Genomic DNA, 24,779 nt, shown 5'->3' on the forward strand with positions numbered 1-24,779 from the left:
TATTGACAATTTTTAAGATAGTCAAAATGACTACCCATTAGGGAGCATCAAAATATAAATACATTATTTTCAATGAGTTAAAAAGTTGGCACGCAACTTGATATATGACAGTCATCTTATTTGAAAACGCCGTATTAAGTTGAGGTTGCTATGTCTATTCTGGTTAAAAATAACATTCATTGGGTGGGTCAACGTGACTGGGAAGTACGTGATTTTCACGGGACGGAATACAAAACGCTGCGCGGCAGCAGCTACAACAGCTATCTCATTCGTGAAGGTAAAAACGTCCTGATCGATACCGTCGATCACAAATTCAGCCGCGAGTTCGTGCAGAACCTGCGCAGCGAAATCGATCTGAACGACATCGACTACATCATCATCAACCACGCGGAAGAGGATCATGCCGGGGCGCTGACCGAGCTGATGTCCCACATTCCGGATACCCCAATCTACTGCACCACCAACGCCATTGACTCCATCAACGGCCACCACCACCATCCGGAGTGGAACTTCCACACCGTGAAAACCGGCGACACGCTGGATATCGGCAATGGCAAACAGCTGATCTTCGTGGAAACCCCAATGCTGCACTGGCCGGACAGCATGATGACCTACATGACCGGTGACGCGGTGCTGTTCAGTAACGACGCCTTCGGCCAGCACTACTGTGACGAACGTCTGTTCAACGACGAAGTGGATCAGACCGAGCTGTTCGAACAGTGCCAGCGCTACTACGCCAACATCCTGACCCCGTTCAGCCGTCTGGTCACGCCAAAAATCACCGAGATCCTCGGCTTCAACCTGCCGGTGGATATGATTGCCACCTCCCACGGCGTGGTATGGCGTGAAAATCCAACCCAGATTGTCGAACTGTACCTGAAGTGGGCGGCGGACTATCAGGAAGATCGCATCACCATCTTCTACGACACCATGTCCAACAACACCCGCATGATGGCGGACGCCATTGCCCAGGGCATCAACGAAGTTGACCCGAACGTGGCGGTGAAAATCTTCAACGTGGCGCGCAGCGATAAGAATGAGGTATTGACCAACGTCTTCCGCTCCAAAGGCGTGCTGGTGGGTACCTCCACCATGAATAACGTGATGATGCCGAAAATTGCCGGACTGGTGGAAGAGATGACCGGCCTGCGCTTTCGTAACAAACGCGCCAGCGCCTTTGGTTCACACGGCTGGAGCGGCGGCGCGGTAGACCGTCTCTCCACCCGTTTACAGGATGCTGGTTTTGAGATGTCCCTGAGCCTGAAGGCGAAATGGCGTCCGGATCTCGACGCGCTGGAAATCTGTCGTCAGCACGGTCGCGACATTGCCCGCCAGTGGGCGCTTGCGCCGCTGCCGGAAACCGCACCCGCCGCGGCGGTTACGCCGAAAGCTGTAGCAGAAGCCGCTCCTGCCGCTGCCGACCTCGGCCCTTGCATGCAGTGCAGCGTCTGCCAGTGGATTTACGATCCTGAGCTGGGCGAGCCGTTGCAGGATGTCGCGCCGGGTACGCCGTGGAGCGAGGTGCCGGACAACTTCCTCTGCCCGGAATGTTCCCTCGGGAAAGACGTCTTTGATGAACTGGCAACGGAGGCAAAATGAGCCACGGCATCGTCATTATCGGCTCGGGCTTTGCCGCCCGCCAGCTGGTGAAAAATATCCGCAAACAGGATGCTAACGTGCCGTTGACGGTGATCGCCGCCGACAGCATGGATGAGTACAACAAGCCTGATTTAAGCCACGTCATTAGCCAGAATCAGCGCGCCGACGATCTCACCCGCCAGACGGCGGGGGAGTTCGCAGAACAGTTTAACCTGCGTCTGTTTCCGTACACCTGGGTCACCGATATCGACGCCGACGCCCACGTGGTGAACGCGAAAGATAAAACCTGGCAGTACGACAAGCTGGTGCTGGCGACGGGGGCATCGGCGTTTGTGCCGCCGGTTGAGGGCCGCGAGCTGATGGTCACGCTCAACAGCCAGCAGGAGTATCAGGCCAGCGAGACCCTGTTACGCGACGCCACGCGGGTGATGATTGTCGGCGGCGGACTGATTGGCACCGAGCTGGCGATGGACTTCTGCCGGGCGGGAAAATCCGTCACCCTGGTTGACCACGCGGCCAGCATTCTGTCAGCGCTGATGCCAGCAGAAGTAAGCAGTCGCTTACAGCATCGTCTGACCGACATGGGCGTGCATCTGCTGCTGAAATCGCAGTTACAGAGCCTGAGCAAAACCGAAACCGGCATTTGTGCGACGCTCGACCGCAACCGCAGCGTTGAAGTGGATGTGGTTATTGCGGCGACGGGGTTGCGCCCGGAAACCGCGCTGGCGCACCGCGCGGGCGCAGAGATCAATCGCGGCGTGAAGGTGGACAGCTACCTGCAAACCACCCAGCCGGACATTTATGCCCTGGGCGACTGCGCGGAAATTAACGGCCAGGTGCTGCCGTTCCTGCAACCGATTCAGTTAAGCGCCATGTTCCTGGCGAAAAATCTGCTCGGCGGCAACGCCCCGGTGAAATTACCCGCCATGCTGGTGAAGGTAAAAACGCCGGAACTACCGCTGCATCTCGCAGGTGAAACGCAGCGTCAGGATCTGGACTGGGAGATTGTCCTTTCGCCTCAGGGCATGGTGGCGCGCGGCACCGATACCGACGGTCAGATGCGCGCCTTTGTCGTCAGCGAAGACAGAATGAAGGAGGCCTTCGCGCTGCTGAAATCGCTACCAGCTTAACCCTCGTCATGCCGGGTGGCGCTCCGCTTACCCGGCCTACAGTACTGCCACGCTTACTTAACCTTTGGATTTTGTTGTCCACCGCCCCGATGTCCCGGGGCTTTTTTTATCGCTACACTTTCAGCGTCAGGAGCGCACCACCAGCGCGTCATAACCGCGCCAGCGATAGTTCGCCATCGAGATCAGCCAGCAGGCGACAAACAGCCCGACCACCACAAATCCGGCATCGCCCAGGTTATCGTTTACCGCGCCAATCAGATCCCACACGCCGCCGCTGAGGGCGAACTTGTCCATCAGCAGACCCAGCGCTTCCAGGCCGCCGATAAACAGCGCCACCACCACCGAAGTGCCGGTGATGGTCATGTTGTAGTAGAGCTTGCGCTGCGGCTTGTTAAACGCCCAGCCGTAGGCACCCACCATCAGCAGGTTATCGAGCGTATCCACCAGCGCCATGCCGCTGGCGAAGAGCGCCGGGAAGATCATGATCGACCACACCGACATCCCGCTGGAGGCGCTGGCGGCGGAGATCCCCAGCACGCCGATTTCGGTGGCGGTGTCGAACCCCAGGCCGAACAGGAAACCGACCAGGTACATCTGCCAGCTTTTATTGACGAGGCGGAAGGTTTTGCCGAACAGCCAGTTCATGACGCCGCCCTGTGCAGGCAGCGTGATGTCGCCCTGCACGGGATTGCCGTGTTTCAGCGCCTGAAAACTGCGCCAGACGCCGCGCAGGATCACCATATTCACCAGCGCCATCGCCAGCAGGAAGGTGGCGGAGACGGCGGTGCCAATCAGGCTGCCGGTTTCGTGGAACCATGCCATGTTTTTCTGAAACGCCGTGGCGGTAGCGGCGATAGCAATGGAGGCCAGCACCACGATGGTGGAGTGTCCGAGGGAAAACCATGCGCCCACGCCGGACGGGCGCTTGCCCTGCTGCATCATTTTACGCGTCACGGTATCAATCGCGGCGATATGGTCGGCATCCACCGCATGACGCAGTCCGTAACACCAGGCCAGCAGGCTGGCCGCCATCAGCACCGTACTGCCGCTAAAGGTGTGCCACGCCAGCCACCAGGCCAGCAGGTTAGCCATCCCGAGAGCCAGCAGCAGGCACGCTGCACGAGGTTCATTGCGTAAAAGTCGTAACATTTTAAATCCCTTGTGAACATGATCGGGCGGCAGCAACCACCGCCTGCCCGAAGGAGATCGCTCCGTCGCCTGCGGGCAGGCGCGAAGGAAAAAGAAGCGTGAAATCAGAAAGGTAATGACGAAGGCGCGCGCGCAGCAGGCGGTTGTGAAGGACGCCGCCGCTGAAGCACACCGTAGAGAGCGACCGTCGGCGGGCATGCGTTGCCGCCAGTTCGCTCAGCCCTTTTGCCAGCGCATCGTGAAAAGCCCAGGCACGCTCGCCGGGTTCCGCCCGCCAGGTAAGCCACTGTTGCCAGAACAGCGCAAGGTTATCCGTCTGGAGCGTCACCGGATGATCACCCCCTGCGCAGCGTTCGGCCAGCGCCTCCAGCCGGCACGCGGCTTCGCCCTCATAGCGTTGCGTTTCAATGCCCAGCGCACAGGCCACGGCGTCGAACAGACGACCACAGGAGGAGGCCCGCGGCGCATTGATACCGCGCGACACAGCCGTTGCCAGCAGCGGCCAGTTTTGACGCTGTACCACCTCTGTTTCCGGGTACTGCTGCCAGTCAGGTACGAACGCCAGACAGTGGGCGAGCAAATTGCGCCACGGCTGTTTTGCCGCCAGATCGCCCCCCGGCAGCGCAACGGCTGGCAGACCGCCCAGCCGTTCGCAGTCGCGATAGTTCACCCGCAGGCACTCGCCGCCCCACAGCGCGCCGTTCTCGCCCATGCCGATCCCGTCCAGCGTCAGGGCAATAACATCCCCGCCGTCGAGCGGCCAGCCATTCTCCGCCAGACACGCTGCCGCATGCGCATGATGATGCAGCACGGTCTCAACGGGCAGCGCCTGCGTCCGGGCCCACTGTCGGGCGTGATATCCCGGATGGGCATCGCACACCACGCGCTCAGGCTGAAAGGCGTAGATGTCCTGCATCGTCGAGAGCGCACTGCGCCACTGCGCCTCTACCCCCTCGTCGCTCAGATCGCCAAAATGCTGGCTCAGTACCGCCTGGTTGCCACGCACCAGGCAGAAGGTGTTTTTCATCTCCGCGCCGGTGCATAACATGGGCGGGATGTCGCGGAATCCGGCGGGCAATGTGATGGCATCCGGCACAAAACCGCGTGCGCGACGCAGCATCGTGCCCTCCTGGTCCATCACTGAATCATCCATCCGTTGCAGGATGTCGCGGTTGTGCAGCAGGAAGCCGTCAGCGATGTCACTGAGTTCTTCCAGCGCCTGCTGGTTGCTTATGGCGGGTGGATGGCCGCTGAGGTTGCCGGAGGTCATCACCAGCGGGCGCTGGCAGTCCAGCATCAGCAAATGCTGGAGCGGGTTCGCAGGCAGCATCACGCCAACCGTATTCAGCCCCGGCGCAATCTCCTCAGGAAACGCAGGAAGGCAGGCTTTTGGCGTCAGCACAATCGGCGCAGCGGGTGAACGTAACAGCGTCTGGATGGCCCCCGGCAGATCGTCCGCATGCGGGATCATCACCGCCAGCGGCCTGGTCGGGCGCTGCTTGCGTGCCCGTAATTTCCGAATCGCCTGCGGGTTAAGCGCGTCGCAGACCAGGTGAAAACCCCCCAGCCCTTTCACCGCCACAATCCCGCCGCCTTTCAGCATCGCCACCGCCGCGCTTAACGCCGATTCGCGGGTGGCAATAGTGTCTCCGGCTCGCCACTCCAGCTGCGGTCCACAGTCCGGGCAGGCCACCGGCTGGGCGTGAAAACGCCGGTCAGCCGGGTTGCGGTACTCCGTTTCACAGGGCACACAGAGCGGGAATGGCGCCATTGACGTGGCCGGGCGGTCATAGGGCATGGCGCGGATAATGGTAAACCGCGGCCCGCAGTGGGTGCAGTTGATAAAGGGGTAGCGGTAGCGACGTTCGCGGGGATCGCGCATCTCCGCCAGGCATGCGGGACAGGTGGCGGCATCCGGGACGATTTGCGTGTCCATCGCCCCGCTCTCGCTGTGGCGGATGACAAACTCGTCCGGCAGCGTCGTCCAGCTGAACGGCTGTGTTTCAACGCGATCGATGCGCGCCAGCGGTGGGCAGTCCTGGCGCAGTCTCGCGGTAAAGTCACCCCCACTGCCCGCGAGACGCACCAGGACACCCTCTCCGTCGTTGCAGACGTCGCCTGCCAGCCCCAGCTGCTGCGCAAGCTGCCAGACGAAAGGACGAAATCCTACCCCCTGCACCTTGCCGCGTACCCGAAGCTGTACGCCGTTAACGCTCATCGCAATTTAAAACAGCAGCGATGACGAAGTGTCGAACGCCGCGCGGCGGCGTTTTTCGGCGCTCATCTGTTCGAGCTTGTCGCGATCGACGCAGACCAGCGCATGTGTCGGACAGGCTTCCATACACGCCGGACCGGCGTCGCGGTGGTAGCAGAGGTCACATTTATTGGCTTCGGCTTTCTCCGCGCGCACGCTCAGCCCGATACCGCTGTTGCGCACCACCGGGCGAACCACCACCTCCATCGCGCCATACGGACACGCCACCACACAGGTTTTGCACCCGATGCAGCGCTCCTGCATCACATGCACGAAGCCTTTCTCGCGCTTAATCGCCCCGTTCGGACAGACGTTGGCGCACGGCGCATCTTCGCACTGGCGACAGATAGCGGCGGTAGAAATATTCACGCCTTTAATGACGTGGATGCGCGGCAGGAAGGTATCAGGGGTGAGAGAGGCGCAATCCTGCTCTGCCTGATGGGACACCACGCACGCCACTTCACAGGTACGGCAACCAATGCATTTGCTGGCATCGGCCATAATAAAACGGTTCATCTGCTTCTCCGGCATTACTGTTATGCGCGAAGCTATTCATAAACCGTGCCAATATTTAATGCATTGATTTTATAGGGAAATTTAAAAGAGAAGGATCTGTCATCGTCATTAGTGACGATGACAGATGTCGACGTCAGCGATGCGGGCCGTCAATGACGGAGTCGCGCAGGATAAGCTCGCCGGAGAAGGTTTGCTGAGGCTTAAACTCACCGCCGTCGAGCATGAAAATCATACGGCTGATGGTCTCCTGAATCATCTCCGTTACTGGAATACGCACGCTGGAGAGGGACGGCACGATATAGGGCGCGATTGCCACATCGTCAAAGCCGATGACGGACACTGCGCCCGGCGTGGCGACGCCGCTCTCGTGCAGCTGCCTGATGGCGCCAATCGCCATGTCGTCGTTACTCGCCACCAGCGCGGTAAACGTTTCGCCGCGGGTGAGCAACTGAGAGACCGCCGCCGCGCCGCTGGCCGGGTTCCACTTCCCTTCGGCGATCAGCGCGTCGCGAACTGCAATCCCGTGCTGCGCCAGCGCGTCCTTGTAGCCGGAAAGACGCTCCACCCCGGTGGGGGAATCCAGCGAACCGGTGATAAACGCAATCTCCCGGTGGCCTTTCGCAATCAGCTGCGATACTGCGTCCTGACACGACGCTTTATGATCGGACCAGACGCTGTGACTGCTGTTTTTCCGCAAACGGCGGTTGAGCACCATGATCGGCTGCTCGCATTTCTCAATGATCTCGTCCAGCGCTTCCACGCTCAGAAAACGCGGATAGATGATTACCGCGTCGCAGCGCATGTCGAGCAGGTACTGGATCGCCTCGCGCTCCTCTTCGGCGCTGTGCTTGCCGTCCGCCAGGATCAGCTGACGCCCCTTCTCTTCCGTCATCCGCGCGGCGTTAAACAGCAGCTCGCTAAAGTAGACCCCATGGTACAGGGTGTTCGTCACCACCAGCCCCAGGGTCTGGGTGCGTTTGGTCGCCAGGTTTCGCGCCAGCAGATTGGGGCGATACCCGCTCTCTTCGATGGCCTGAAACACGCGGTCTTTCGTCTCCTGGCTGACGTAACCGTTCCCCGACAGTACCCGGGAGACCGTCGCTTTTGATACGCCTGCCCGCTTCGCCACTTCCAGCATCGTGGTCATATTATTATTCCGTCTGAACCTGATGGGCGCAGTGTACTGCACCGCAGAAAAATTGTCGCAGCGGCGTTATCACGCTTTTTACGGCCACGAGTGATCGTCATCACGAAACGAAAAAATGCATAAAAAGTAGTCTTGTGTCATTAAAAGAAACTCATGATGATTGTGTGAAACCGGTTTCCTACACTTCTCACAACGATAACAGGATCACATCCGATGGCAAAAAATTACGCTGCGCTGGCGACCGACGTCGTTAGCGCGCTGGGCGGCAAAGAGAACATCGTCGCCGTCACCCACTGTATGACGCGACTGCGCTTCGTCCTGAAAGACGAAAGCCTCACCGACGCCGCACGCCTGAAAAGCATCAGCGGCGTGCTCGGCGTGGTGCGCAACGACAACCAGTGTCAGGTGATCATCGGCAACACCGTGTCCCAGGCATACCGTGAAGTGGTGAGCCTGCTGCCCGCTAACCTGCAACCTGCCGTAGCGGAAGGTCCACAAAAGCTCACGCTGCGCCGGATTGGCGCCGGGATCCTCGACGCGCTGATCGGCACCATGTCTCCGCTGATCCCGGCAATCATCGGCGGGTCGATGGTCAAGCTGCTGGCGATGATCCTTGAGATGACCGGCGTGCTGGGCAAAGGCGACCCGACGCTGACGATCCTGACCGTTATCGGCGATGGCGCGTTCTTCTTCCTGCCGCTGATGGTGGCGGCGTCCGCGGCGGTGAAGTTCAAAACCAACATGTCGCTGGCAATCGCCATCGCGGGCGTTCTGGTTCACCCGAGCTTTATCGAGCTGATGGCGAAAGCCGCGCAGGGCGAGCACGTTGAGTTCGCCTTCATTCCGGTGACGGCGGTGAAATACACCTACACGGTGATCCCCGCCCTGGTGATGACCTGGTGCCTGTCATACATCGAACGCTGGGTGGATCGCATTACCCCGGCGGTGACCAAAAACTTCCTCAAGCCGATGCTGATCGTGCTGATTGCCGCCCCGCTCGCCATCGTACTGATTGGCCCGCTCGGGATCTGGATCGGCAGCGCCATCTCCGCGCTGGTCTACACCATTCACGGCTATCTGGGCTGGCTCTCCGTTGCCATTATGGGCGCGCTGTGGCCGCTGCTGGTGATGACCGGGATGCACCGCGTGTTTACGCCGACCATCATCCAGACCATTGCCGAAACGGGCAAAGAAGGGATGGTGATGCCGTCGGAGATCGGCGCCAACCTGTCGCTCGGCGGTTCGTCGCTGGCGGTGGCGTGGAAAACCAAAAATCCGGAGCTGCGCCAGACGGCGCTGGCCGCGGCGGCCTCCGCCATCATGGCGGGGATCTCTGAACCGGCCCTGTACGGCGTAGCGGTACGCCTGAAGCGTCCGCTGATTGCGAGCCTGATCAGCGGCTTTATCTGCGGCGCGGTGGCAGGCATGGCAGGCCTTGCCAGCCATTCGATGGCGGCGCCGGGGCTGTTTACCAGCGTGCAGTTCTTCGACCCGGCCAACCCGATGACCATCGTCTGGGTGTTTGGCGTGATGGGTCTGGCGGTAGTGCTGTCGTTTGTGCTAACCCTGCTGTTAGGGTTTGAGGATATCCCGGTAGAAGACGAAGCCGAAAAAGCACGCGCCCTGCAAACCGCACCGGTACAGAACAAAGCAGCAGAAGCATAAACTGAAAGCGAGGTAAGAATGTCTGTTTTTCCACAAGGATTTTTATGGGGCGGCGCGCTTGCCGCCAACCAGAGTGAAGGGGCTTACCGTGAAGGCGGCAAAGGACTGACGACGGTCGACATGATCCCCCACGGCGCAAACCGTCTGGCGGTAAAAGTCGGCAAGGAAAAACGGTTTTCGTTGCGGGACGACGAATTCTACCCGAGCCACGAGGCGATTGATTTTTACCATCGCTACAAAGAAGACATCGCCCTGATGGCGGAGATGGGCTTTACGGTGTTCCGCACCTCGATTGCCTGGAGCCGCCTCTACCCGAACGGCGACGAACCGCTGCCGAATCAGGAAGGCATTGCCTTCTACCGCGCGGTGTTCGAGGAGTGTAAAAAGTACAACATCGAGCCGCTGGTGACGCTCTGCCACTTCGACGTGCCGATGCACCTGGTCACGGAGTACGGCTCCTGGCGCAACCGTAAGATGGTGGATTTCTTCGCCCGCTACGCCCGCACCTGCTTCGAGGCGTTTAACGGGCTGGTGAAATACTGGCTGACCTTCAACGAAATCAACATCATGCTGCACAGCCCGTTCTCCGGCGCGGGGCTGGTATTTGAAGAAGGTGAAAACGAGGACCAGGTGAAGTACCAGGCCGCGCACCACGAGCTGGTGGCGAGCGCGCTGGCGACCAAAATTGCCCACGAGGTGAACCCGGAAAACCAGGTCGGTTGTATGCTGGCGGGCGGCAATTTTTACCCGTACTCCTGCAAGCCGGAAGACGTGTGGATGGCGCTGGAGAAAGACCGCGAGAACCTGTTCTTTATCGACGTGCAGGCGCGCGGCAGCTATCCGGCTTACTCTGCCCGCGTGTTCCGCGAGAAAGGCGTGGTGATTGTGAAAGACCCGGGCGACGATGAACTGCTGAAAAACACCGTCGACTTTGTCTCGTTCAGCTATTACGCCTCGCGCTGCGCGTCGGCGGACATGAACGCGGGAAACACCAGCGCGGCGAACATCGTGAAGTCCCTGCGCAACCCGCATATTCAGGTGAGCGAATGGGGCTGGGGCATTGACCCGCTCGGCCTGCGCATCACCATGAACATGATGTACGACCGCTACCAGAAGCCGCTGTTCCTGGTGGAAAACGGCCTTGGAGCGAAGGACGTCATTGATGAAAACGGCGAGATCAACGACGACTACCGAATCAGCTACCTGCGCGAGCATATTCGCGCAATGGCTGATGCGATTGAGGACGGCGTACCGCTGCTGGGCTACACCACCTGGGGCTGCATTGACCTTGTCTCGGCCTCAACGGGGGAAATGAGCAAGCGCTACGGGTTTGTGTACGTCGACCGGGACGACGCCGGGAACGGCACGCTGGACCGCAAGCGCAAGAAATCATTCTGGTGGTATAAGAAGGTGATTGCGAGTAACGGGGGGGATCTGGAGTAGCCTGTTGCCCTCACCCCAGCCCTCTCCCACAGGGAGAGGGAGATGGGTTTGGTAGGCCGGGTAAGGCGAAGCCGCCACCCGGCACTGCTCAGAGCTGAGAAAATCCCCCATCCCCAACCCACCCGGCAAGCCGTGAATAGACCACGTCCACCGCCTCTTTCACCGGCTGCGTCATCGGGTAATAGAACCCGACAATGTCCGGCTGAATCCCCAGAAACAGCACCTCACCCACGTCGTCTTTAATCTGATCGACCAGGTAGTTCAGCGGCATATTGTGCGTCGTCATCATAAACATTTCGGCGATGTCGTCCGGGTCAATCAGGCGGATCTCACCGGGGTTGAGCCCCATATCGGTGGCATCAACGATTAACAGCCTGTCCGGGCGCAGTTCACGAATGGCCACCACGTCGTTTTCCGGCGCGCTGCCGCCGTCAATCACCACCCAACTGCCCGGCGGGTTCGCAGCGCACTTTTCCGCCAGCAGCGGGCCCGCGCCGTCGTCGCCCATCATGCTGTTGCCGACACACAGTAAAACGTCAGTCACGTAATCTCCTCACCATCAGGTAGATGGCGCTCTCCTGATGAATATCGTGCAGCATGCTAAGCAGCGTTTTGCTCCACGCCTGCTGCTCGGGGGTTTGCCTGCTCAGCGCCTCGTCAAAGGCGTTGGCGAGCATCGCAATGTGGTTGGCGTCGATCACGATCTCGCCGTACTTCGGCACGCCTTCCATTTTGCGCCGCGCCGTGCTGCCCTCCTCCAGCGTGGCGATCCACGCCAGGTAATCGGCCCACGGGCAGCTCAGCGCCGCCTCCAGGCAGTCGATCACCCCGAGGTGATGCCCAATCGCCAGGCTGTAATAGACCACCTGCTGCGCCGCAGCCGGCGTGGCATCGTTCTCATCAATAAACTTACGGCTCAGCTGGCTGAACACCACCGTTTCACTCATCGGATACGCGCCTCATCCACGATGCTGTTCAGGTTCGCCACGATCTCATTGAGTCGCGGATCGTTTTCCGCCTCCAGCCAGCGCGCCACCTGATGGTCGCCCTGGCTCAGCAGGCGCAGATAATCGTCGGCAATCTGGCGTCCGTAGCGGTAGCCCGCCAGCCTGCGCGCCGTGCGGTCGATCTTCACCCGCAGCGGCTGCACCATATCCGGGTGCAGGAGAGTGGCTGGCTGGTTGTCCAGCTCGCCCGGCTCACGAGCGTGGATCTTCTGCTCCAGCAGGCCGAGCGCCATGGCAAAACCGTACAGCGTGGCGGCGGGCGTCGGCGGGCAGCCCGGAATGTAGACGTCCACCGGCACGATTTTGTCGGTGCCGCCCCAGACGCAGTACAGGTCGTGGAAGATGCCGCCGCTGTTGCCGCAGGCACCGTACGAGATGCAGATTTTCGGGTCCGGCGCGGACTGCCAGGCGCGCAGCGCGGGGGATCGCATGGCGCGGGTGACGGCCCCGGTAAACAGCAGAATGTCCGCATGGCGCGGAGACGGCACCACTTTGATGCCGAAGCGCTCGGCGTCAAACAGCGGTGACAGCGTGGCGAAGATCTCGATCTCGCAGCCGTTGCAGCCGCCGCAGTCCACGCGGTAGACGTAGGCCGAGCGTTTGATTTTTTTCAGCAGCGACGCCTTCATGCTGGCGATGGATTCGTCCACCGTCATCGGCACCGGAATGCCGTTAGCGTCGCGCGGGCCGAGTAAGTTTTCCATCAGCTGGCCTCTCTCATATGGCGGGTTAAATCGATGCGGTCAGACGGCAGCAGGCATTTCTGACGCTTGCACTCCGGGCAGGTTTCGAAGCTTTCACGGTGATGCTCCGCGCGGACGTCGCCGTTGTGCTTCAGCAGCGCGATGGCGTAGTCGATCTCTTTTTGCACGGCGAACGGACGCTTGCAGACGCGGCAGTTGCACAGCGCGAAGCGCGACTGCTGGAGAAAATCCTCTTTTTTCCACACCGCCAGCTCGTACTCCTGAGACAGGCGAATGGCGACCGTCGGGCAGACCTCCTCGCAGCGGCCGCAGAAGATGCAGCGCCCGAGGTTAAACTGCCAGGCCAGCTCGCCGGTTTTCAGGTCCGTTTCCACCGTTAAGGCATTCGACGGGCAGGCGTTGACGCAGGCCGCGCAGCCGATGCACTGCTGCGGATTGTGCTCCGGCTTGCCGCGAAAGTTTTTATCCACCGGGATCGGCTCCAGCGGATAACTGCTGGTCTGCACGCCGGTTTTGATCACTTTTTTGATAAAGGTAAACATGGCGAGTCCTTATTTCAGCGGCGAGTTCTTACGCTCGATGCTGTAGCGCTCAAGCTCTTTGTACGGCACCACCTGGCTTTTCTTCTTGCGCACGTCCACGACGGTCATGCGGTCGGTGCAGGAGTAGCACGGGTCGAGGCTGCCGATGATCAGCGGCGCGTCAGAGACGGTGTTACCGCGCAGCATGTAGCGCAGGGTTGGCCAGTTGGCGTAGGTCGCCGCACGGCAGCGCCAGCGGTAGAGCTTCTGGTTGTCGCCGGTCATGCTCCAGTGGATGTCGTCCCCGCGCGGCGCTTCGGCAAAGCCGAGGGCAAAGCGGTTTGGAATGTAGGTGAAGCCTTCCACCATCAGCGGGCCGCCCGGCAGATTATCGAGGCCGTAGTCGATCATGTTCAGCGCGGTGAATACCTCGTTGATGCGCACCTTCAGACGGGAGATGACGTCGCAGCCCTGCTCGCTGTGCACGGTCATCGGCAGCAGGCCGTAGCCGACAAACGGGTGATCGGCGCGGGTATCACGGGCGTGGCCGCTGGCGCGCACCATCGGGCCGACGTTGCTGAAGTCGCGGGCGATTTCCGGGTCAAGACGACCAATCCCGACGGTGCGCTGCTCAATGTTTGGCGTGCTGAGCAGCATGTCCACCAGCTCCTGCACGTCCCGCCGCATCTGCTGCGCCAGCTGGCGGGTCTGGATCATGTCGTCTTTCAGCAGGTCGCGGCGGATCCCGCCGATCAGGTTCAGGCCGTAGGTTTTACGCGCCCCGGTAAGGATCTCCGCCATCTTCATCGACGCCTCGCGCACGCGGAAGAACTGCATAAACCCGGAGTCAAAGCCGACGAAGTGGCAGGCCAGGCCGAGGTTAAGCAGGTGCGAGTGCAGGCGCTCCACCTCCAGCAGAATGGCGCGGATCATCTGCGCGCGTTCCGGCACCACGATCCCCATGCCGTTTTCCACCGAGGTGGTGTAGGCGGTGCTGTGGGCAAAGCCGCAGATGCCGCACACGCGGTCAGAGAGGAACGTGACTTCGTTGTAGCCCATGCGGGTCTCCGCCAGCTTCTCCATGCCGCGGTGGACGTAGAACAGGCGGTAGTCGGCGTCGATAATGTTCTCGCCGTCGACGAACAGGCGGAAGTGGCCCGGTTCGTCGGAGGTAACGTGCAGCGGGCCAATCGGCACCACGTTATTCTTCTTGCTGCCCAGCTCGTTGATGAACTCGTAGGTTTCGCTGTCGGTGGTCGGGGCCGGGCGCTGGCGATAGTCCATGCTGTCCTTGCGCAGCGGATAGAGTTCATCCGGCCAGTCGTCCGGCAGCACCAGGCGACGCTCGTCAGGCAGGCCAACCGGCACCAGACCATACATGTCGCGCACTTCGCGCTCGCCCCAGACGGCGGCAGGCACGCGCGGCGTGACGGAGGGGTATTCCGGTTTAGCCGGATCGACCTCTACGCGCACGGTGAGCCAGCACTTCTCCCCCTGCTCCATCGACATCACGTAGTACACCGCATAGTTGCCACACAGCTGACGCTCGTCGTTGCCGAACAGCACTGACAGCCAGCCGCCCTGCTGGTAATAGAGAAACTCCACCACTTCCGGCAGATAGTTCACCTTAATGGTGACGGTGATCTGGTCTTTGGTTTGCCAGGACTCCTCCAGCACCACGCCCGGGAAAGCCTGATGCAACGCGGCGAGATACTGCTGACCTTTCTTTTCTTCAGACATAAACACTCTCTTTAATCACGCCACCAGCAAGGAGACGAACGCTAAAAATGCAAAACCAAAACCGGCCCAGGTGATGCGTGACGTTTCAACAAAACGCAGGCGCGCCATGCTGTTTTCAAACAGGGCAATCACCAGCACGCCGATAAGCAGCTTGAGCACAGCCACCACCACGGCCAGCAGCAGGCCGCCCGCAGAGAAGTGCGTCATCTGCCCCCACGGGAAGAAAACGCCGACGAACATCTGCAACACCACCAGCTGCTTGAGGCTGATGCCCCACTTCAGCACCGCAAAGCCGTAGCCGCTGTATTCGGTGAGCGGCCCCTCCTGTAATTCCTGCTCCGCTTCCGCGAGATCGAACGGCAACTTGCCCATCTCGATAAAGGTGGCGAACGCGCAGGCGCAGAGCGCCAGCACCAGCGGGAGAGAACGTGAAACCGGCCAGTGGTAAACGGTGTCGGTGATAAAACTGATATGGGTCGAGCCTGCAACCTGTGCGGCAACCCACAGCCCCAGCAGCAGAATTGGCTCAACCAGCACGCCGAGCATCGCCTCGCGGCTGGCGCCGATACCCGTAAACGGGCTGCCGGTATCCAGACCCGCAATCGCAAAGAAGAAACGCGCGATGGCGAAGAGGTAGATCAGCGTAATCAGATCGCCCAGCACCGGCAGCGGCGAGCCCACCGTCACTACCGGCAGCGCGGTGGCGATGGTCAGCATCACGCCCACCATCACAAACGGCGTCAGGCGGAACACCCAGCCTGCGGCATCCGGCGCGACGCTCTGACGGGAGAGCAGTTTGAAGAGATCGCGGTACTCCTGGAGCACGCCAGGTCCGCGACGATTGTGCAGCCGGGCGCGCGCCACGCGCGTGATGCCCGACAGCAGCGGCGCGACGGCGAACAGCACCAGCGCCTGAAGAATTGCCAGTAACAGACTCATGTCAGGCTCCTCGTGAAATGACAATCACCACCAGCACCGCCAGCTCGATCAGCGCCAGGCGGCGGAACAGCACGGGCACGGCGGCACCCTGCCAGCCCGGCACCCAGCCCACCGGGTTCAGCCAGTGGCGCAGCTTCAGCACGGCGGCAAAGTTTTCCTTCACCGGCATGGCGAAACCGTGGGCGGTGATGACCATCGACTGCTCGTGTTCGTAGCCGCAGGCCCACGCCGCGCCGCGCGAGCGGGAGGCGAGACGGTCGCGTCTGAAGAACAGCATCAGCACGAACGGCAGGAGCGGCGCGGCAATCAGCAGCAGCGCCATCATCGGCTGGGAAACGACGGTATGCGCCGTGACCAGCGGCAGCGGAATGGCGTGGCCCAGCAGCGGCAGCAGCCACGGCGCGGCAACCCCGCCCGCGATGCAGCACAGCGCCAGTGCGACCACGCTGGTGGCCATCAGTACCGGGGCGCAACAGGCGTTTTCCGCTTCGCGGGTGCGCGGCGCGCCCAGGAAGGTGACGCCGTAAACCTTCGCCATACACATCACCGCCAGCGCGCCGGTGATCGCCAGGCCCACCGCCAGCAGCGGGCCGAGTAAACGCCCGATAAACGCCTCGCTCTGGCCGAGGGCGAAGAAGGACTGATAAATCACCCACTCGCCGGCAAAGCCGTTCAGCGGCGGCAGCGCAGCCATCGCCATCAGCCCGACCAGCATCGCCAGCGAAATGACGGGCATTTTTTTGCCAATCCCGCCGAGCTTTTCAATATCGCGGTGCCCGGTGCGGAACCAGACGCTGCCCGCACCGAGGAACAGGGTGCTTTTAAACAGACTGTGGTTGATAAGGTGATACAGACCGCCAATAAACCCGGCGGCAATCAGCGCCGGCTGGTTGAGCGCCAGCCCGGTGACGCCCGCGCCCATGCCGAGCAGGATAATCCCGATGTTCTCCAGGGTGTGGTACGCCAGCAGACGCTGGATGTTGTGCTCCATCAGCGCGTAGAGCCCGCCGACGAACGCGGTGATCATCCCTGCAATCAGCAGCGCCACGCCCCACCACAGCGGCGGCTGACCGCCCGTCAGGGTTATCATCAGGATGCCGAACAGACCGACCTTCATCACCACGGTGGAGAACAGCGCAGCGGCCGGGGCTGAGGCATTGGCATGCGCCTGCGGCACCCAGCCGTGCAGCGGGATAATCCCGGCCAGCAGGCCAAAACCGACTACGCCCAACAGCCAGACGTCGTTGCCCAGCGGCTGACCGTTAAGCGCGGCAAAATCCAGCGTGCCGAAACGCTGCCACACCAGCCAGCAGGCCAGCGCCAGCAGCAGCGTACCGAGACGTCCGAGCGCAAACCACAGCTTGCCGGAGGCGCTGCATCCGGTCAGGAACACGCCGCACAGGGCCATGATTTCTGCCATCACCACCAGCGCGCCGAGGTTGCTGGCGATAACGGTACAGACCGCGGCGGCCATCAACAGGTTAACCAGCAGGCCGTTGGCTTTGGTGTGCTGATGTCGGTGCCAGTCGACATTAAACAGGCTGATAAACAGCCCGCACAGGCCAAAGGTTATCAGCCAGATGGCGTTCAGCGGCGTAAGCTCAACGGCGTGGTGAATCAGCGGGATGAGGGTGTCGACGGACTGGCCGTCGATCAGGACAACCCCGCCCGCCGCCAGCGTCATCAGGCTGCCGACCGCCCCACCGATACCGGCGATCGCCCCGCTCAGCGTTTTATGGAAGGAGAGGAGCAGCGCCAGGACAGCGGCGGCGGCAAACCAGGCCACACCGCTGGTCATCATAACTATCGCGTTCATTTCGCCCCCTCGTTAAGCGCCCGCAGCAGCGAAAGATCGCCGACGTCGGTATTGATGGTCAGCTCGCGCTTGCGTTTGCTGGTGCGAGCGATGTCGCGGATGTTGACCAGGACCAGCGCCCGGGTCGGGCAGGTCCGCACGCAGGCCGGACCCTGCTCATCGAAGCTGCACAGATCGCACTTCACCGCAACGGCGCGAATGCCCGGCACCCAGTCCAGCAGCGTACTCACGCGTGCCGGAGCTGGTGGCGCAGGCGGCGCTTTTGGGGTATTGGCATTCGCCGGAATATGCAGCGGACGGCTGCCGGAAAACTCAATAGCGCCGAACGGACAGGCGATGCCGCACAGCTTGCAGCTCACGCACAGGCTTTCGTTCAGCTGTACCGCGCCGTCAACGCGGGTGATGGCATTGACAGGACAGACGCCCGCGCACGGGGCGTCTTCACAGTGGTGACAGAGCTGCGGGGCAGACTCTTTCTCATTACGCATGACGCGCAGGCGCGGCATGGACTGTAGCCCGTGCAGGCGGTGCGTTTCCGAACACGCCGCCTCACAGGTCCGACAGCCAATACAGACCATCGAGTCAGCAATTACAAAACGGTTCACCGGGTCATCCTCTGGTGATGGTCATTTTTGACGAAAAAAAACTGTCTTATCGACACTTCTCGACACTCGTTTTTCAGGCCACGTTCGCGGAGGATTTTCCGTCGATCAGCTGTTTCAGGTTGACTGGCCTGTCATGCTCAACGGCGGCGTAGAGGCCGTTGTAAACCGGCGCGATTTTCTCCAGATAGTGCTCCAGCACCTGCTGGCGATCGCGGTTGCTGACGTGACCGTCCACCATGCCGTCCGCCATCAGCTGCGCCCGGGCGATGCAGTGCCTGTCGCCCTCTTTCGTCTCGACGTAGTACTCAATCGTGTGGCTGTTGAAGGTCTCCGCCAGGGTGACGTAAATCGTAAAGTGACCGAACAGTACAAAACGCATATCCCCCTGCGCCGCACAGCTCATGGCGTGATGCAGATGGGCCTTCGACAGCGTGATCCCCTGGATCAGTGAATTGCAGTACAGGTGCCATTGCTCCTGGAGCTGCTGATGACGTTGTGCGATGTAATCCGCTTTTTCGCTAATTTCCCAAATAGTCATAAAAGGTATCCGGTTAATGGAGTTAGCGGCTGTTAAGCAGATTTCGTGCCAGTTTTTAATTTGTTGATTTAAATGGATTTTAAAGAGATGCGCACTGTCACCGCCGCGGTGTCGACGTGTCATTTCGACAGTGTTGACATCGTCACGCCGTAACGCAAATCAAGCTGGCACCGTTATTGCATTGAAGGGGCAATTCATTAAGGAGGCGTCATGCACGAAATCACCCTCTGCCAGCGGGCACTGGAACTTATCGAACAGCAGGCAGTGCAAAACCACGCGAAACGCGTCACCGGCGTCTGGCTGAAGGTCGGGGCGTTTTCCTGCGTCGAGACCAGCGCCCTCACCTTCTGTTTTGAGCTGGTGTGCAGCGGCACGCTGGCGGAAGGCTGCGACCTGCATATTGAAGAGCAGCAGGCAGAGTGCTGGTGCGAGCAGTGTCAGGAGTACGTCACGCTGCTGTCATCGAAGGTACAGCGCTGTCCGCAGTGCCAGAGCAGCGGGCTGCGCATCGTGGCGGATGACGGTATGCAGATCCAACGCCTCGAAATCGAGAAGGAGTAATGTATGTGTAGTACCTGCGGTTGCGCTGAAGGCAACCTGTATATAGAAGGGGATGAACACCGTCCCCACTCCGCGTTTCGCTCCGCGCCCTTTTCTCCTGCCCCACGTCCCGCGGCGGCCCTGACCGGCATCACCTTTGCCCCGCAGCGTTCCGACGCGGGCGACCTCCATTACGGCCACGGCGAAGCGGGTACGCACGCGCCGGGCATCAGCCAGCGCCAGATGCTGGAGGTGGAGATCAACGTGCTGGACAAAAATAACCAGCTCGCCGCCCGCAATCGCGCCCGCTTTGCCGCGCGCGAACAGCTGGTGCTGAACCTGGTCTCCAGCCCCGGCTCCGGTAAAACCACGCTGCTGACCGAAACCCTCAAACGGCTGAACGAACACGTCTCCTGCGCCGTAATCGAAGGCGACCAGCAAACGGTAAACGACGCCGCGCGCATCCGCGAAACCGGTACGCCTGCGATTCAGGTCAACACCGGGAAAGGGTGCCACCTGGACGCGCAGATGATTGCCGACGCCGCCCCGCGCCTGCCGCTGGCGGATAACGGTATCCTGTTTATTGAAAACGTCGGCAACCTGGTTTGCCCGGCAAGCTTCGACCTCGGCGAGCGGCATAAAGTGGCGGTGCTCTCCGTGACCGAAGGGGAAGACAAGCCGCTTAAATATCCGCATATGTTTGCCGCCGCCTCCGTCATGCTGCTGAACAAGGTCGACCTGCTGCCGTACCTGAATTTCGACGTGGATAAGTGCCTGGCTTACGCCCGGGAAGTGAACCCGGACATTGAGATCCTGCTGGTTTCCGCCACGCGTGGCGACGGGATGGACGCCTGGCTGAACTGGCTGGAGAACGAACGATGTGCATAGGCGTCCCCGGACAAATTCATTCCCTCGACGGCAATCAGGCCAAAGTGGAGGTCTGCGGCATCCTGCGCGATGTCGACCTGACGCTGGTAGGCAGCCACGATGAGACCGGCGCATCGCGTCTCGGCCAGTGGGTGCTGGTCCACGTGGGTTTTGCCATGAGCGTGATTAATGAGGAAGAAGCCCGCGACACGCTGGACGCGCTACAGAATATGTTCGATGTCGAGCCGGACGTGGGCGCCCTGTTGTATGGGGAGGAACGTTAACACATGCGTTACGTTGATGAATATCGCGCGCCTGAGCAGGTGTTGCAGCTTATCGATCGCCTGAAGACCCGCGCCTCGCTGCTGGACTACACGAAAGAAAAACCGCTGCGGATCATGGAGGTGTGCGGCGGACACACCCACGCCATCTTTAAATTTGGCCTCGACCAGCTGCTGCCGGAGAACATCGAGTTTATCCACGGCCCCGGCTGCCCGGTGTGCGTGCTGCCGATGGGGCGCATCGACAGCTGTATCGACATCGCCAGCCGCCCCGGTGTGATTTTTTGCACCTTTGGCGACGCCATGCGTGTACCGGGAAAAAATGGCTCGCTGCTCCAGGCGAAGGCGCGCGGCGCAGACGTGCGGATCGTCTACTCACCGATGGATGCCCTGACGCTGGCGATGGCTAATCCTGAGCGTAAGGTCGTCTTTTTCGGGCTGGGTTTTGAAACCACCATGCCCGCCACCGCCATTACCCTCCAGCAGGCTAAAGCCCGCAACGTCACAAACTTTTACTTTTTCTGCCAGCACATCACGCTTATTCCCACGCTGCGCAGCCTGCTTGAAGCGCCGGATAACGGTATCGACGCGTTTCTGGCGCCGGGCCACGTCAGCATGGTGATCGGCACAGAAGCCTACGGTTTTATCGCTGAACAGTACAATCGTCCGTTAGTGGTGGCTGGTTTCGAGCCACTTGATCTACTGCAAGGCGTGACCATGCTGGTTGAGCAGAAAATAGCGGCCCTGAGTGCGGTGGAAAATCAGTATCGTCGCGTGGTGCCCGATGCAGGTAACAGACGGGCACAGCAGGCCATAGCCGACGTGTTTAGCGTCGAAGGCGACAGCGAGTGGCGCGGACTGGGGCTGATTGCCGAATCCGGCGTACACCTGACGCCCGCGTATCGCGCCTTCGACGCCGAAGCGCATTTCCGCCCGCAGCCGCAGCAGGTGTGCGACGATCCCCGCGCCCGCTGTGGCGACGTACTCACCGGCAAATGCAAACCTCATCACTGCCCGTTATTTGGCAACGCCTGTAACCCGCAAACCGCGTTTGGCGCGCTGATGGTCTCTTCCGAAGGGGCATGCGCCGCGTGGTATCACTATCGCAACCAGGAGTGTGAAGCATGAACACGGTGGAAATGGCGCACGGAAGCGGTGGACAGGCGATGCAGCAGCTGATTAACCGGCTGTTTATGGAAGCCTTTAATAACCCCTGGCTCGCCGAGCAGGAAGATCAGGCGCGTATTGACCTCGCGGCCCTGACCGCCCACGGTGACAGGCTGGCGTTCTCTACCGACAGCTACGTGATTGACCCGCTGTTCTTCCCGGGAGGCGATATCGGCAAGCTCGCCGTCTGCGGCACGGCAAACGACGTCGCCGTCAGCGGCGCGATCCCCCGCTACCTCTCCTGCGGGTTTATCCTCGAAGAAGGGTTACCGATGGAGACGCTCACGGCGGTGGTCAACAGCATGGCGCACACCGCACGCGAGGCGGGGATCGCCATCGTCACCGGGGATACCAAGGTGGTGCAGCGCGGCGCGGCGGATAAGCTCTTCATCAACACAGCCGGGATGGGCGCGATCCCTGCCGACATTCACTGGGGCGCGCAGCAGCTTTGCGCAGGCGACGTGCTGATTGTCAGCGGCACGCTGGGCTGCCACGGGGCAACCATCCTGAACCTGCGCGAAGGCCTGGGGCTGGATGGCGAGCTGCGCAGTGACTGCGCGGTACTCACGCCGCTGATCCAGACGCTGCGCGACATGCCGGGCGTAAAAGCCCTGCGCGACGCCACGCGGGGCGGCGTGAATGCCGTCGTGCACGAGTTCGCGGCAAGCTGCGGCTGCGGGATTGAGCTGACCGAGCGCGGCCTGCCCGTTAAGCCCGCCGTGCGCGGGCTGTGCGAGCTACTAGGTCTAAACCCGCTTAACTTTGCCAATGAGGGCAAGCTGGTGATCGGCGTGGAACGCGCGGCGGCGGAAGCCGTACTTGCACAGCTGCGCACGCATCCTTTAGGGAAAGACGCGGCCATCATCGGCGACGTGGTTGAGCGCAAAGGGGTGCGCCTGACCGGGCTTTACGGCGTGAAGCGCACGCTGGATCTGCCGCACGCTGAACCGTTACCCCGAATTTGCTAGACCGCGCCAAAAGCGGTCAGCGCTGAATTTCTCTTTTTGCCAGTTTCTATTGGAAAGCAACAATGCCGTATACACCGATGAGCGATCTTGGACAGCAGGGCCTGTTTGACATCACGCGCACACTTTTACAACAGCCCGATCTCGGCGCGCTGAGCGATGCCCTGACGCGGCTGGTCAGGCAATCAGCGCTGGCGGACAGCGCCGCCATTGTGCTCTGGCATAGCGCAACCCACCGCGCGAGCTATTTCTCAACGCGTGATAACGGCAAAATCTTCGAATATGAAGATGAAACGTTTCTGGCCCACGGCCCGGTGCGGCGTATCCTCTCCCGCCCGGAAGCGCTGCACTGCAATTTTGACCAGTTTCGCCAGGCCTGGCCGAAGCTGGCAGAGAGCAATCTTTACCACCCATTCGGCCACTACAGCATGCTGCCGCTGGCGGTGGAAGGGCAAATTTTTGGCGGCTGCGAGTTTATCCGCGATACCGACCAGCCCTGGAGCGAGGCGGAGTACGAACGCCTGCACACCTTTACCCAGATTGTGGCCGTTGTCGCGGAGCAGATCCAAAGCCGCGTCACCAATAATGTGGACTACGACCTGCTGAGCCGCGAGCGCGATAACTTCCGCATTCTGGTTGCCATCACCAACGCCGTGCTCTCCCGCCTGGACATGGATGAGTTGGTCAGCGAAGTGTCAAAAGAGATCCATCACTATTTTAAAATCGATGCCATCAGCATTGCGCTACGCGGCAACCGGAAAGGCAAGCTCAACATCTACTCCACCCACTACCTTGATGAAGCCAACCCGGCGCACGAGCAGAGCGAAGTGGACGAAGCGGGAACGCTGTCCGAGCGGGTATTTAAAAGCAAAGAGATCCTGCTGCTCAATCTCAATGAACAGGATCCGGTAGCCCCCTACGAGCGGATGTTGTTCAACACCTGGGGCAACAAGATCCAGACCCTGTGCCTGCTGCCGCTGATGTCCGGCAACACCATGCTCGGCGTGCTTAAACTGGCGCAGTGCGATGAAGCCGTATTTACCACCGCTAACCTGAAGCTGCTGCGCCAGATCGCCGAGCGTATCTCCATTGCGCTGGATAACGCCCTCGCCTATCAGGAGATCCACCGCCTGAAGGAGAGGCTGGTGGACGAAAACCTGGCGCTGACCGAGCAGCTCAACAACGTGGACAGCGAGTTTGGCGAAATCATCGGGCGCAGCGATGCCATGTACAGCGTCCTTAAGCAGGTGGAAATGGTGGCGCAGAGCGACAGCACGGTGCTGATCCTCGGTGAAACCGGTACCGGGAAAGAGCTGATTGCCCGGGCGATCCACAATCTGAGCAACCGCAATAGCCGCCGGATGGTGAAGATGAACTGCGCGGCGATGCCTGCGGGCTTACTGGAAAGCGACCTGTTCGGCCACGAGCGCGGCGCCTTTACCGGCGCCAGCAGCCAGCGGCTGGGCCGTTTTGAACTGGCGGATAAAAGCTCGTTGTTCCTCGACGAAGTGGGCGATATGCCGCTGGAGCTTCAGCCCAAGCTGCTGCGCGTTTTGCAGGAGCAGGAGTTCGAGCGCCTCGGCAGCAACAAGCTGATCCAGACCGACGTGCGTCTGATTGCCGCCACCAATCGCGATCTGAAAAAAATGGTCGCCGACCGCGAGTTTCGCAGCGATCTTTACTATCGCCTGAACGTCTTCCCGATCTGCCTGCCGCCGCTGCGCGAGCGCCCGGAAGATATTCCGCTGCTGGTGAAAGCCTTTACCGCGAAGATTGCCCGCCGGATGGGGCGAAATATCGACAGTATTCCTGCCGAAACGCTACGCACACTCTCGGCGATGGAGTGGCCGGGGAACGTGCGCGAGCTGGAAAACGTCATTGAACGCGCGGTCCTGCTGACCCGCGGGAACGTGCTCCAGCTCTCCCTGCCAGAGGTTACTCCTTCTGAAACGACCGTGACCGCAACCGAGCTTGCGAAAGAGGGAGAAGATGAATATCAGCTCATTATGCGAGTGCTGAAGGAGACCAACGGCGTGGTAGCCGGACCGAAAGGTGCGGCGCAACGGCTGGGTCTGAAGCGTACCACCCTGCTCTCGCGCATGAAGCGTCTGGGAATCGATAAAGAGAGCCTGAATTAACCCGTCATTCCGGCGACGTCGCCCTGCGCGTAATTTGTCGCCCACTGC

Annotated in this window: 23 protein-coding genes; 10 read left to right on the top strand and 13 right to left on the bottom strand. The window is 60.7% G+C overall.

Annotated elements, in window-relative coordinates:
• Positions 1 to 150: 150 nt before the first annotated feature.
• Both norV and norW read left to right on the top strand, forming a co-directional pair.
• The gene (gene norV, locus L463_RS01850) at positions 151 to 1,599 is read left to right on the top strand and encodes an anaerobic nitric oxide reductase flavorubredoxin (protein ID WP_015571679.1); all 1,449 of its coding nucleotides are present in this window, start codon (positions 151 to 153) and stop codon (positions 1,597 to 1,599) included.
• Entirely contained in the window at positions 1,596 to 2,729 is a 1,134-nt protein-coding gene (norW, locus tag L463_RS01845) for an NADH:flavorubredoxin reductase NorW (protein ID WP_015571680.1), read from the top strand. Before norV ends, norW begins: the two co-directional genes overlap by 4 nt.
• A gap of 126 nt (positions 2,730 to 2,855) precedes the next feature.
• Here norW and L463_RS01840 read toward each other — a convergent pair whose 3' ends face one another.
• The 4 genes from L463_RS01840 to L463_RS01825 all read right to left on the bottom strand — a co-directional run bounded on the left by L463_RS01840 (position 2,856) and on the right by L463_RS01825 (position 7,819).
• Entirely contained in the window at positions 2,856 to 3,878 is a 1,023-nt protein-coding gene (locus L463_RS01840) for a HoxN/HupN/NixA family nickel/cobalt transporter (protein ID WP_032104353.1), read from the bottom strand.
• A gap of 1 nt (position 3,879) precedes the next feature.
• Complete coding sequence (gene hypF / locus L463_RS01835) at positions 3,880 to 6,096, bottom strand: carbamoyltransferase HypF (RefSeq protein ID WP_032104352.1); 2,217 nt, start codon at positions 6,094 to 6,096, stop codon at positions 3,880 to 3,882.
• A gap of 6 nt (positions 6,097 to 6,102) precedes the next feature.
• Positions 6,103 to 6,648 (bottom strand): electron transport protein HydN, encoded by a 546-nt coding sequence (gene hydN, locus L463_RS01830; protein ID WP_017382793.1) that lies wholly within the window; start codon positions 6,646 to 6,648, stop codon positions 6,103 to 6,105.
• 133 nt (positions 6,649 to 6,781) lie between these two features.
• The gene (locus L463_RS01825; protein ID WP_322934345.1) at positions 6,782 to 7,819 is read right to left on the bottom strand and encodes a LacI family DNA-binding transcriptional regulator; all 1,038 of its coding nucleotides are present in this window, start codon (positions 7,817 to 7,819) and stop codon (positions 6,782 to 6,784) included.
• A gap of 189 nt (positions 7,820 to 8,008) precedes the next feature.
• Between L463_RS01825 and ascF the strand changes: the two genes are divergently transcribed.
• On the top strand, positions 8,009 to 9,460 hold the full coding sequence (gene ascF, locus L463_RS01820; protein WP_017382795.1) for a PTS cellobiose/arbutin/salicin transporter subunit IIBC: 1,452 nt from the start codon (positions 8,009 to 8,011) through the stop codon (positions 9,458 to 9,460).
• A gap of 18 nt (positions 9,461 to 9,478) precedes the next feature.
• On the top strand, positions 9,479 to 10,903 hold the full coding sequence (locus L463_RS01815; protein WP_017382796.1) for a 6-phospho-beta-glucosidase: 1,425 nt from the start codon (positions 9,479 to 9,481) through the stop codon (positions 10,901 to 10,903).
• A gap of 88 nt (positions 10,904 to 10,991) precedes the next feature.
• Here the strand turns inward: L463_RS01815 and hycI are convergent, their stop codons facing one another.
• The 9 genes from hycI to hycA form a co-directional block, all read right to left on the bottom strand.
• Positions 10,992 to 11,447, bottom strand: coding sequence for a hydrogenase maturation peptidase HycI (gene hycI / locus L463_RS01810; protein ID WP_032104351.1), 456 nt, complete (start codon positions 11,445 to 11,447; stop codon positions 10,992 to 10,994).
• Positions 11,440 to 11,850, bottom strand: a complete 411-nt coding sequence (locus L463_RS01805; RefSeq protein WP_017382798.1) for a formate hydrogenlyase maturation HycH family protein — start codon at positions 11,848 to 11,850, stop codon at positions 11,440 to 11,442. The genes hycI and L463_RS01805 overlap by 8 nt, the downstream gene beginning before the upstream one ends.
• A complete protein-coding gene (locus L463_RS01800) occupies positions 11,847 to 12,614 on the bottom strand; it encodes an NADH-quinone oxidoreductase subunit B family protein (RefSeq protein WP_032104350.1) in 768 nt (255 codons plus the stop codon). Before L463_RS01800 ends, L463_RS01805 begins: the two co-directional genes overlap by 4 nt.
• Positions 12,614 to 13,156 carry a formate hydrogenlyase complex iron-sulfur subunit gene (locus L463_RS01795; RefSeq protein ID WP_032104349.1) on the bottom strand — a complete coding sequence of 181 codons (543 nt, stop codon included), beginning with the start codon at positions 13,154 to 13,156 and terminating at the stop codon, positions 12,614 to 12,616. Before L463_RS01795 ends, L463_RS01800 begins: the two co-directional genes overlap by 1 nt.
• Before the next feature lie 9 nt (positions 13,157 to 13,165).
• Entirely contained in the window at positions 13,166 to 14,875 is a 1,710-nt protein-coding gene (hycE, locus tag L463_RS01790) for a formate hydrogenlyase subunit HycE (protein ID WP_015571690.1), read from the bottom strand.
• A 15-nt stretch (positions 14,876 to 14,890) separates the two neighbouring features.
• A complete protein-coding gene (locus tag L463_RS01785; protein ID WP_032104348.1) occupies positions 14,891 to 15,814 on the bottom strand; it encodes a respiratory chain complex I subunit 1 family protein in 924 nt (307 codons plus the stop codon).
• A gap of 1 nt (position 15,815) precedes the next feature.
• Positions 15,816 to 17,630, bottom strand: a complete 1,815-nt coding sequence (gene hycC, locus L463_RS01780) for a formate hydrogenlyase subunit 3 (RefSeq protein ID WP_032104347.1) — start codon at positions 17,628 to 17,630, stop codon at positions 15,816 to 15,818.
• Positions 17,627 to 18,235: a 4Fe-4S dicluster domain-containing protein gene (locus L463_RS01775; protein ID WP_032104345.1), complete on the bottom strand. Its 609-nt coding sequence runs from the start codon at positions 18,233 to 18,235 to the stop codon at positions 17,627 to 17,629. Before L463_RS01775 ends, hycC begins: the two co-directional genes overlap by 4 nt.
• A gap of 73 nt (positions 18,236 to 18,308) precedes the next feature.
• Positions 18,309 to 18,773: a formate hydrogenlyase regulator HycA gene (hycA, locus tag L463_RS01770; RefSeq protein ID WP_017382804.1), complete on the bottom strand. Its 465-nt coding sequence runs from the start codon at positions 18,771 to 18,773 to the stop codon at positions 18,309 to 18,311.
• A gap of 210 nt (positions 18,774 to 18,983) precedes the next feature.
• Between hycA and hypA the strand changes: the two genes are divergently transcribed.
• The 6 genes from hypA to flhA all read left to right on the top strand — a co-directional run bounded on the left by hypA (position 18,984) and on the right by flhA (position 24,731).
• On the top strand, positions 18,984 to 19,334 hold the full coding sequence (gene hypA / locus L463_RS01765; protein ID WP_032104344.1) for a hydrogenase maturation nickel metallochaperone HypA: 351 nt from the start codon (positions 18,984 to 18,986) through the stop codon (positions 19,332 to 19,334).
• Between the two features lie 3 nt (positions 19,335 to 19,337).
• Positions 19,338 to 20,201, top strand: coding sequence for a hydrogenase nickel incorporation protein HypB (hypB, locus tag L463_RS01760; protein WP_023304320.1), 864 nt, complete (start codon positions 19,338 to 19,340; stop codon positions 20,199 to 20,201).
• Positions 20,192 to 20,464, top strand: coding sequence for a HypC/HybG/HupF family hydrogenase formation chaperone (locus tag L463_RS01755; RefSeq protein ID WP_023295333.1), 273 nt, complete (start codon positions 20,192 to 20,194; stop codon positions 20,462 to 20,464). Before hypB ends, L463_RS01755 begins: the two co-directional genes overlap by 10 nt.
• A gap of 3 nt (positions 20,465 to 20,467) precedes the next feature.
• Complete coding sequence (gene hypD, locus L463_RS01750) at positions 20,468 to 21,589, top strand: hydrogenase formation protein HypD (RefSeq protein ID WP_017692769.1); 1,122 nt, start codon at positions 20,468 to 20,470, stop codon at positions 21,587 to 21,589.
• Positions 21,586 to 22,596, top strand: coding sequence for a hydrogenase expression/formation protein HypE (gene hypE, locus L463_RS01745; RefSeq protein WP_017692768.1), 1,011 nt, complete (start codon positions 21,586 to 21,588; stop codon positions 22,594 to 22,596). Before hypD ends, hypE begins: the two co-directional genes overlap by 4 nt.
• A gap of 62 nt (positions 22,597 to 22,658) precedes the next feature.
• Positions 22,659 to 24,731, top strand: a complete 2,073-nt coding sequence (flhA, locus tag L463_RS01740) for a formate hydrogenlyase transcriptional activator FlhA (RefSeq protein WP_017382808.1) — start codon at positions 22,659 to 22,661, stop codon at positions 24,729 to 24,731.
• Positions 24,732 to 24,779 lie beyond the last annotated feature (48 nt).

The sequence above is a fragment of the Enterobacter sp. BIDMC 27 genome, from assembly GCF_000534415.1.
Taxonomy (GTDB): Bacteria; Pseudomonadota; Gammaproteobacteria; order Enterobacterales; family Enterobacteriaceae; genus Enterobacter; species Enterobacter hormaechei_C.

Excerpts from the sequence above, each read along its gene's own strand:
- L463_RS01795 (WP_032104349.1), bottom strand. The coding sequence starts at position 13,156 with ATGTTTACCTTTATCAAAAAAGTGATCAAAACCGGCGTGCAGACCAGC.
- hycA (WP_017382804.1), bottom strand. The coding sequence starts at position 18,773 with ATGACTATTTGGGAAATTAGCGAAAAAGCGGATTACATCGCACAACGT.
- flhA (WP_017382808.1), top strand. The coding sequence starts at position 22,659 with ATGCCGTATACACCGATGAGCGATCTTGGACAGCAGGGCCTGTTTGAC.
- norW (WP_015571680.1), top strand. The coding sequence starts at position 1,596 with ATGAGCCACGGCATCGTCATTATCGGCTCGGGCTTTGCCGCCCGCCAG.
- hypD (WP_017692769.1), top strand. The coding sequence starts at position 20,468 with ATGCGTTACGTTGATGAATATCGCGCGCCTGAGCAGGTGTTGCAGCTT.
- hycC (WP_032104347.1), bottom strand. The coding sequence starts at position 17,630 with ATGAACGCGATAGTTATGATGACCAGCGGTGTGGCCTGGTTTGCCGCC.
- L463_RS01755 (WP_023295333.1), top strand. The coding sequence starts at position 20,192 with ATGTGCATAGGCGTCCCCGGACAAATTCATTCCCTCGACGGCAATCAG.
- L463_RS01785 (WP_032104348.1), bottom strand. The coding sequence starts at position 15,814 with ATGAGTCTGTTACTGGCAATTCTTCAGGCGCTGGTGCTGTTCGCCGTC.
- hypB (WP_023304320.1), top strand. The coding sequence starts at position 19,338 with ATGTGTAGTACCTGCGGTTGCGCTGAAGGCAACCTGTATATAGAAGGG.
- hypA (WP_032104344.1), top strand. The coding sequence starts at position 18,984 with ATGCACGAAATCACCCTCTGCCAGCGGGCACTGGAACTTATCGAACAG.
- L463_RS01840 (WP_032104353.1), bottom strand. The coding sequence starts at position 3,878 with ATGTTACGACTTTTACGCAATGAACCTCGTGCAGCGTGCCTGCTGCTG.
- L463_RS01800 (WP_032104350.1), bottom strand. The coding sequence starts at position 12,614 with ATGGAAAACTTACTCGGCCCGCGCGACGCTAACGGCATTCCGGTGCCG.
- hydN (WP_017382793.1), bottom strand. The coding sequence starts at position 6,648 with ATGAACCGTTTTATTATGGCCGATGCCAGCAAATGCATTGGTTGCCGT.
- norV (WP_015571679.1), top strand. The coding sequence starts at position 151 with ATGTCTATTCTGGTTAAAAATAACATTCATTGGGTGGGTCAACGTGAC.
- hypE (WP_017692768.1), top strand. The coding sequence starts at position 21,586 with ATGAACACGGTGGAAATGGCGCACGGAAGCGGTGGACAGGCGATGCAG.
- hycE (WP_015571690.1), bottom strand. The coding sequence starts at position 14,875 with ATGTCTGAAGAAAAGAAAGGTCAGCAGTATCTCGCCGCGTTGCATCAG.
- L463_RS01805 (WP_017382798.1), bottom strand. The coding sequence starts at position 11,850 with ATGAGTGAAACGGTGGTGTTCAGCCAGCTGAGCCGTAAGTTTATTGAT.
- hypF (WP_032104352.1), bottom strand. The coding sequence starts at position 6,096 with ATGAGCGTTAACGGCGTACAGCTTCGGGTACGCGGCAAGGTGCAGGGG.
- L463_RS01815 (WP_017382796.1), top strand. The coding sequence starts at position 9,479 with ATGTCTGTTTTTCCACAAGGATTTTTATGGGGCGGCGCGCTTGCCGCC.
- ascF (WP_017382795.1), top strand. The coding sequence starts at position 8,009 with ATGGCAAAAAATTACGCTGCGCTGGCGACCGACGTCGTTAGCGCGCTG.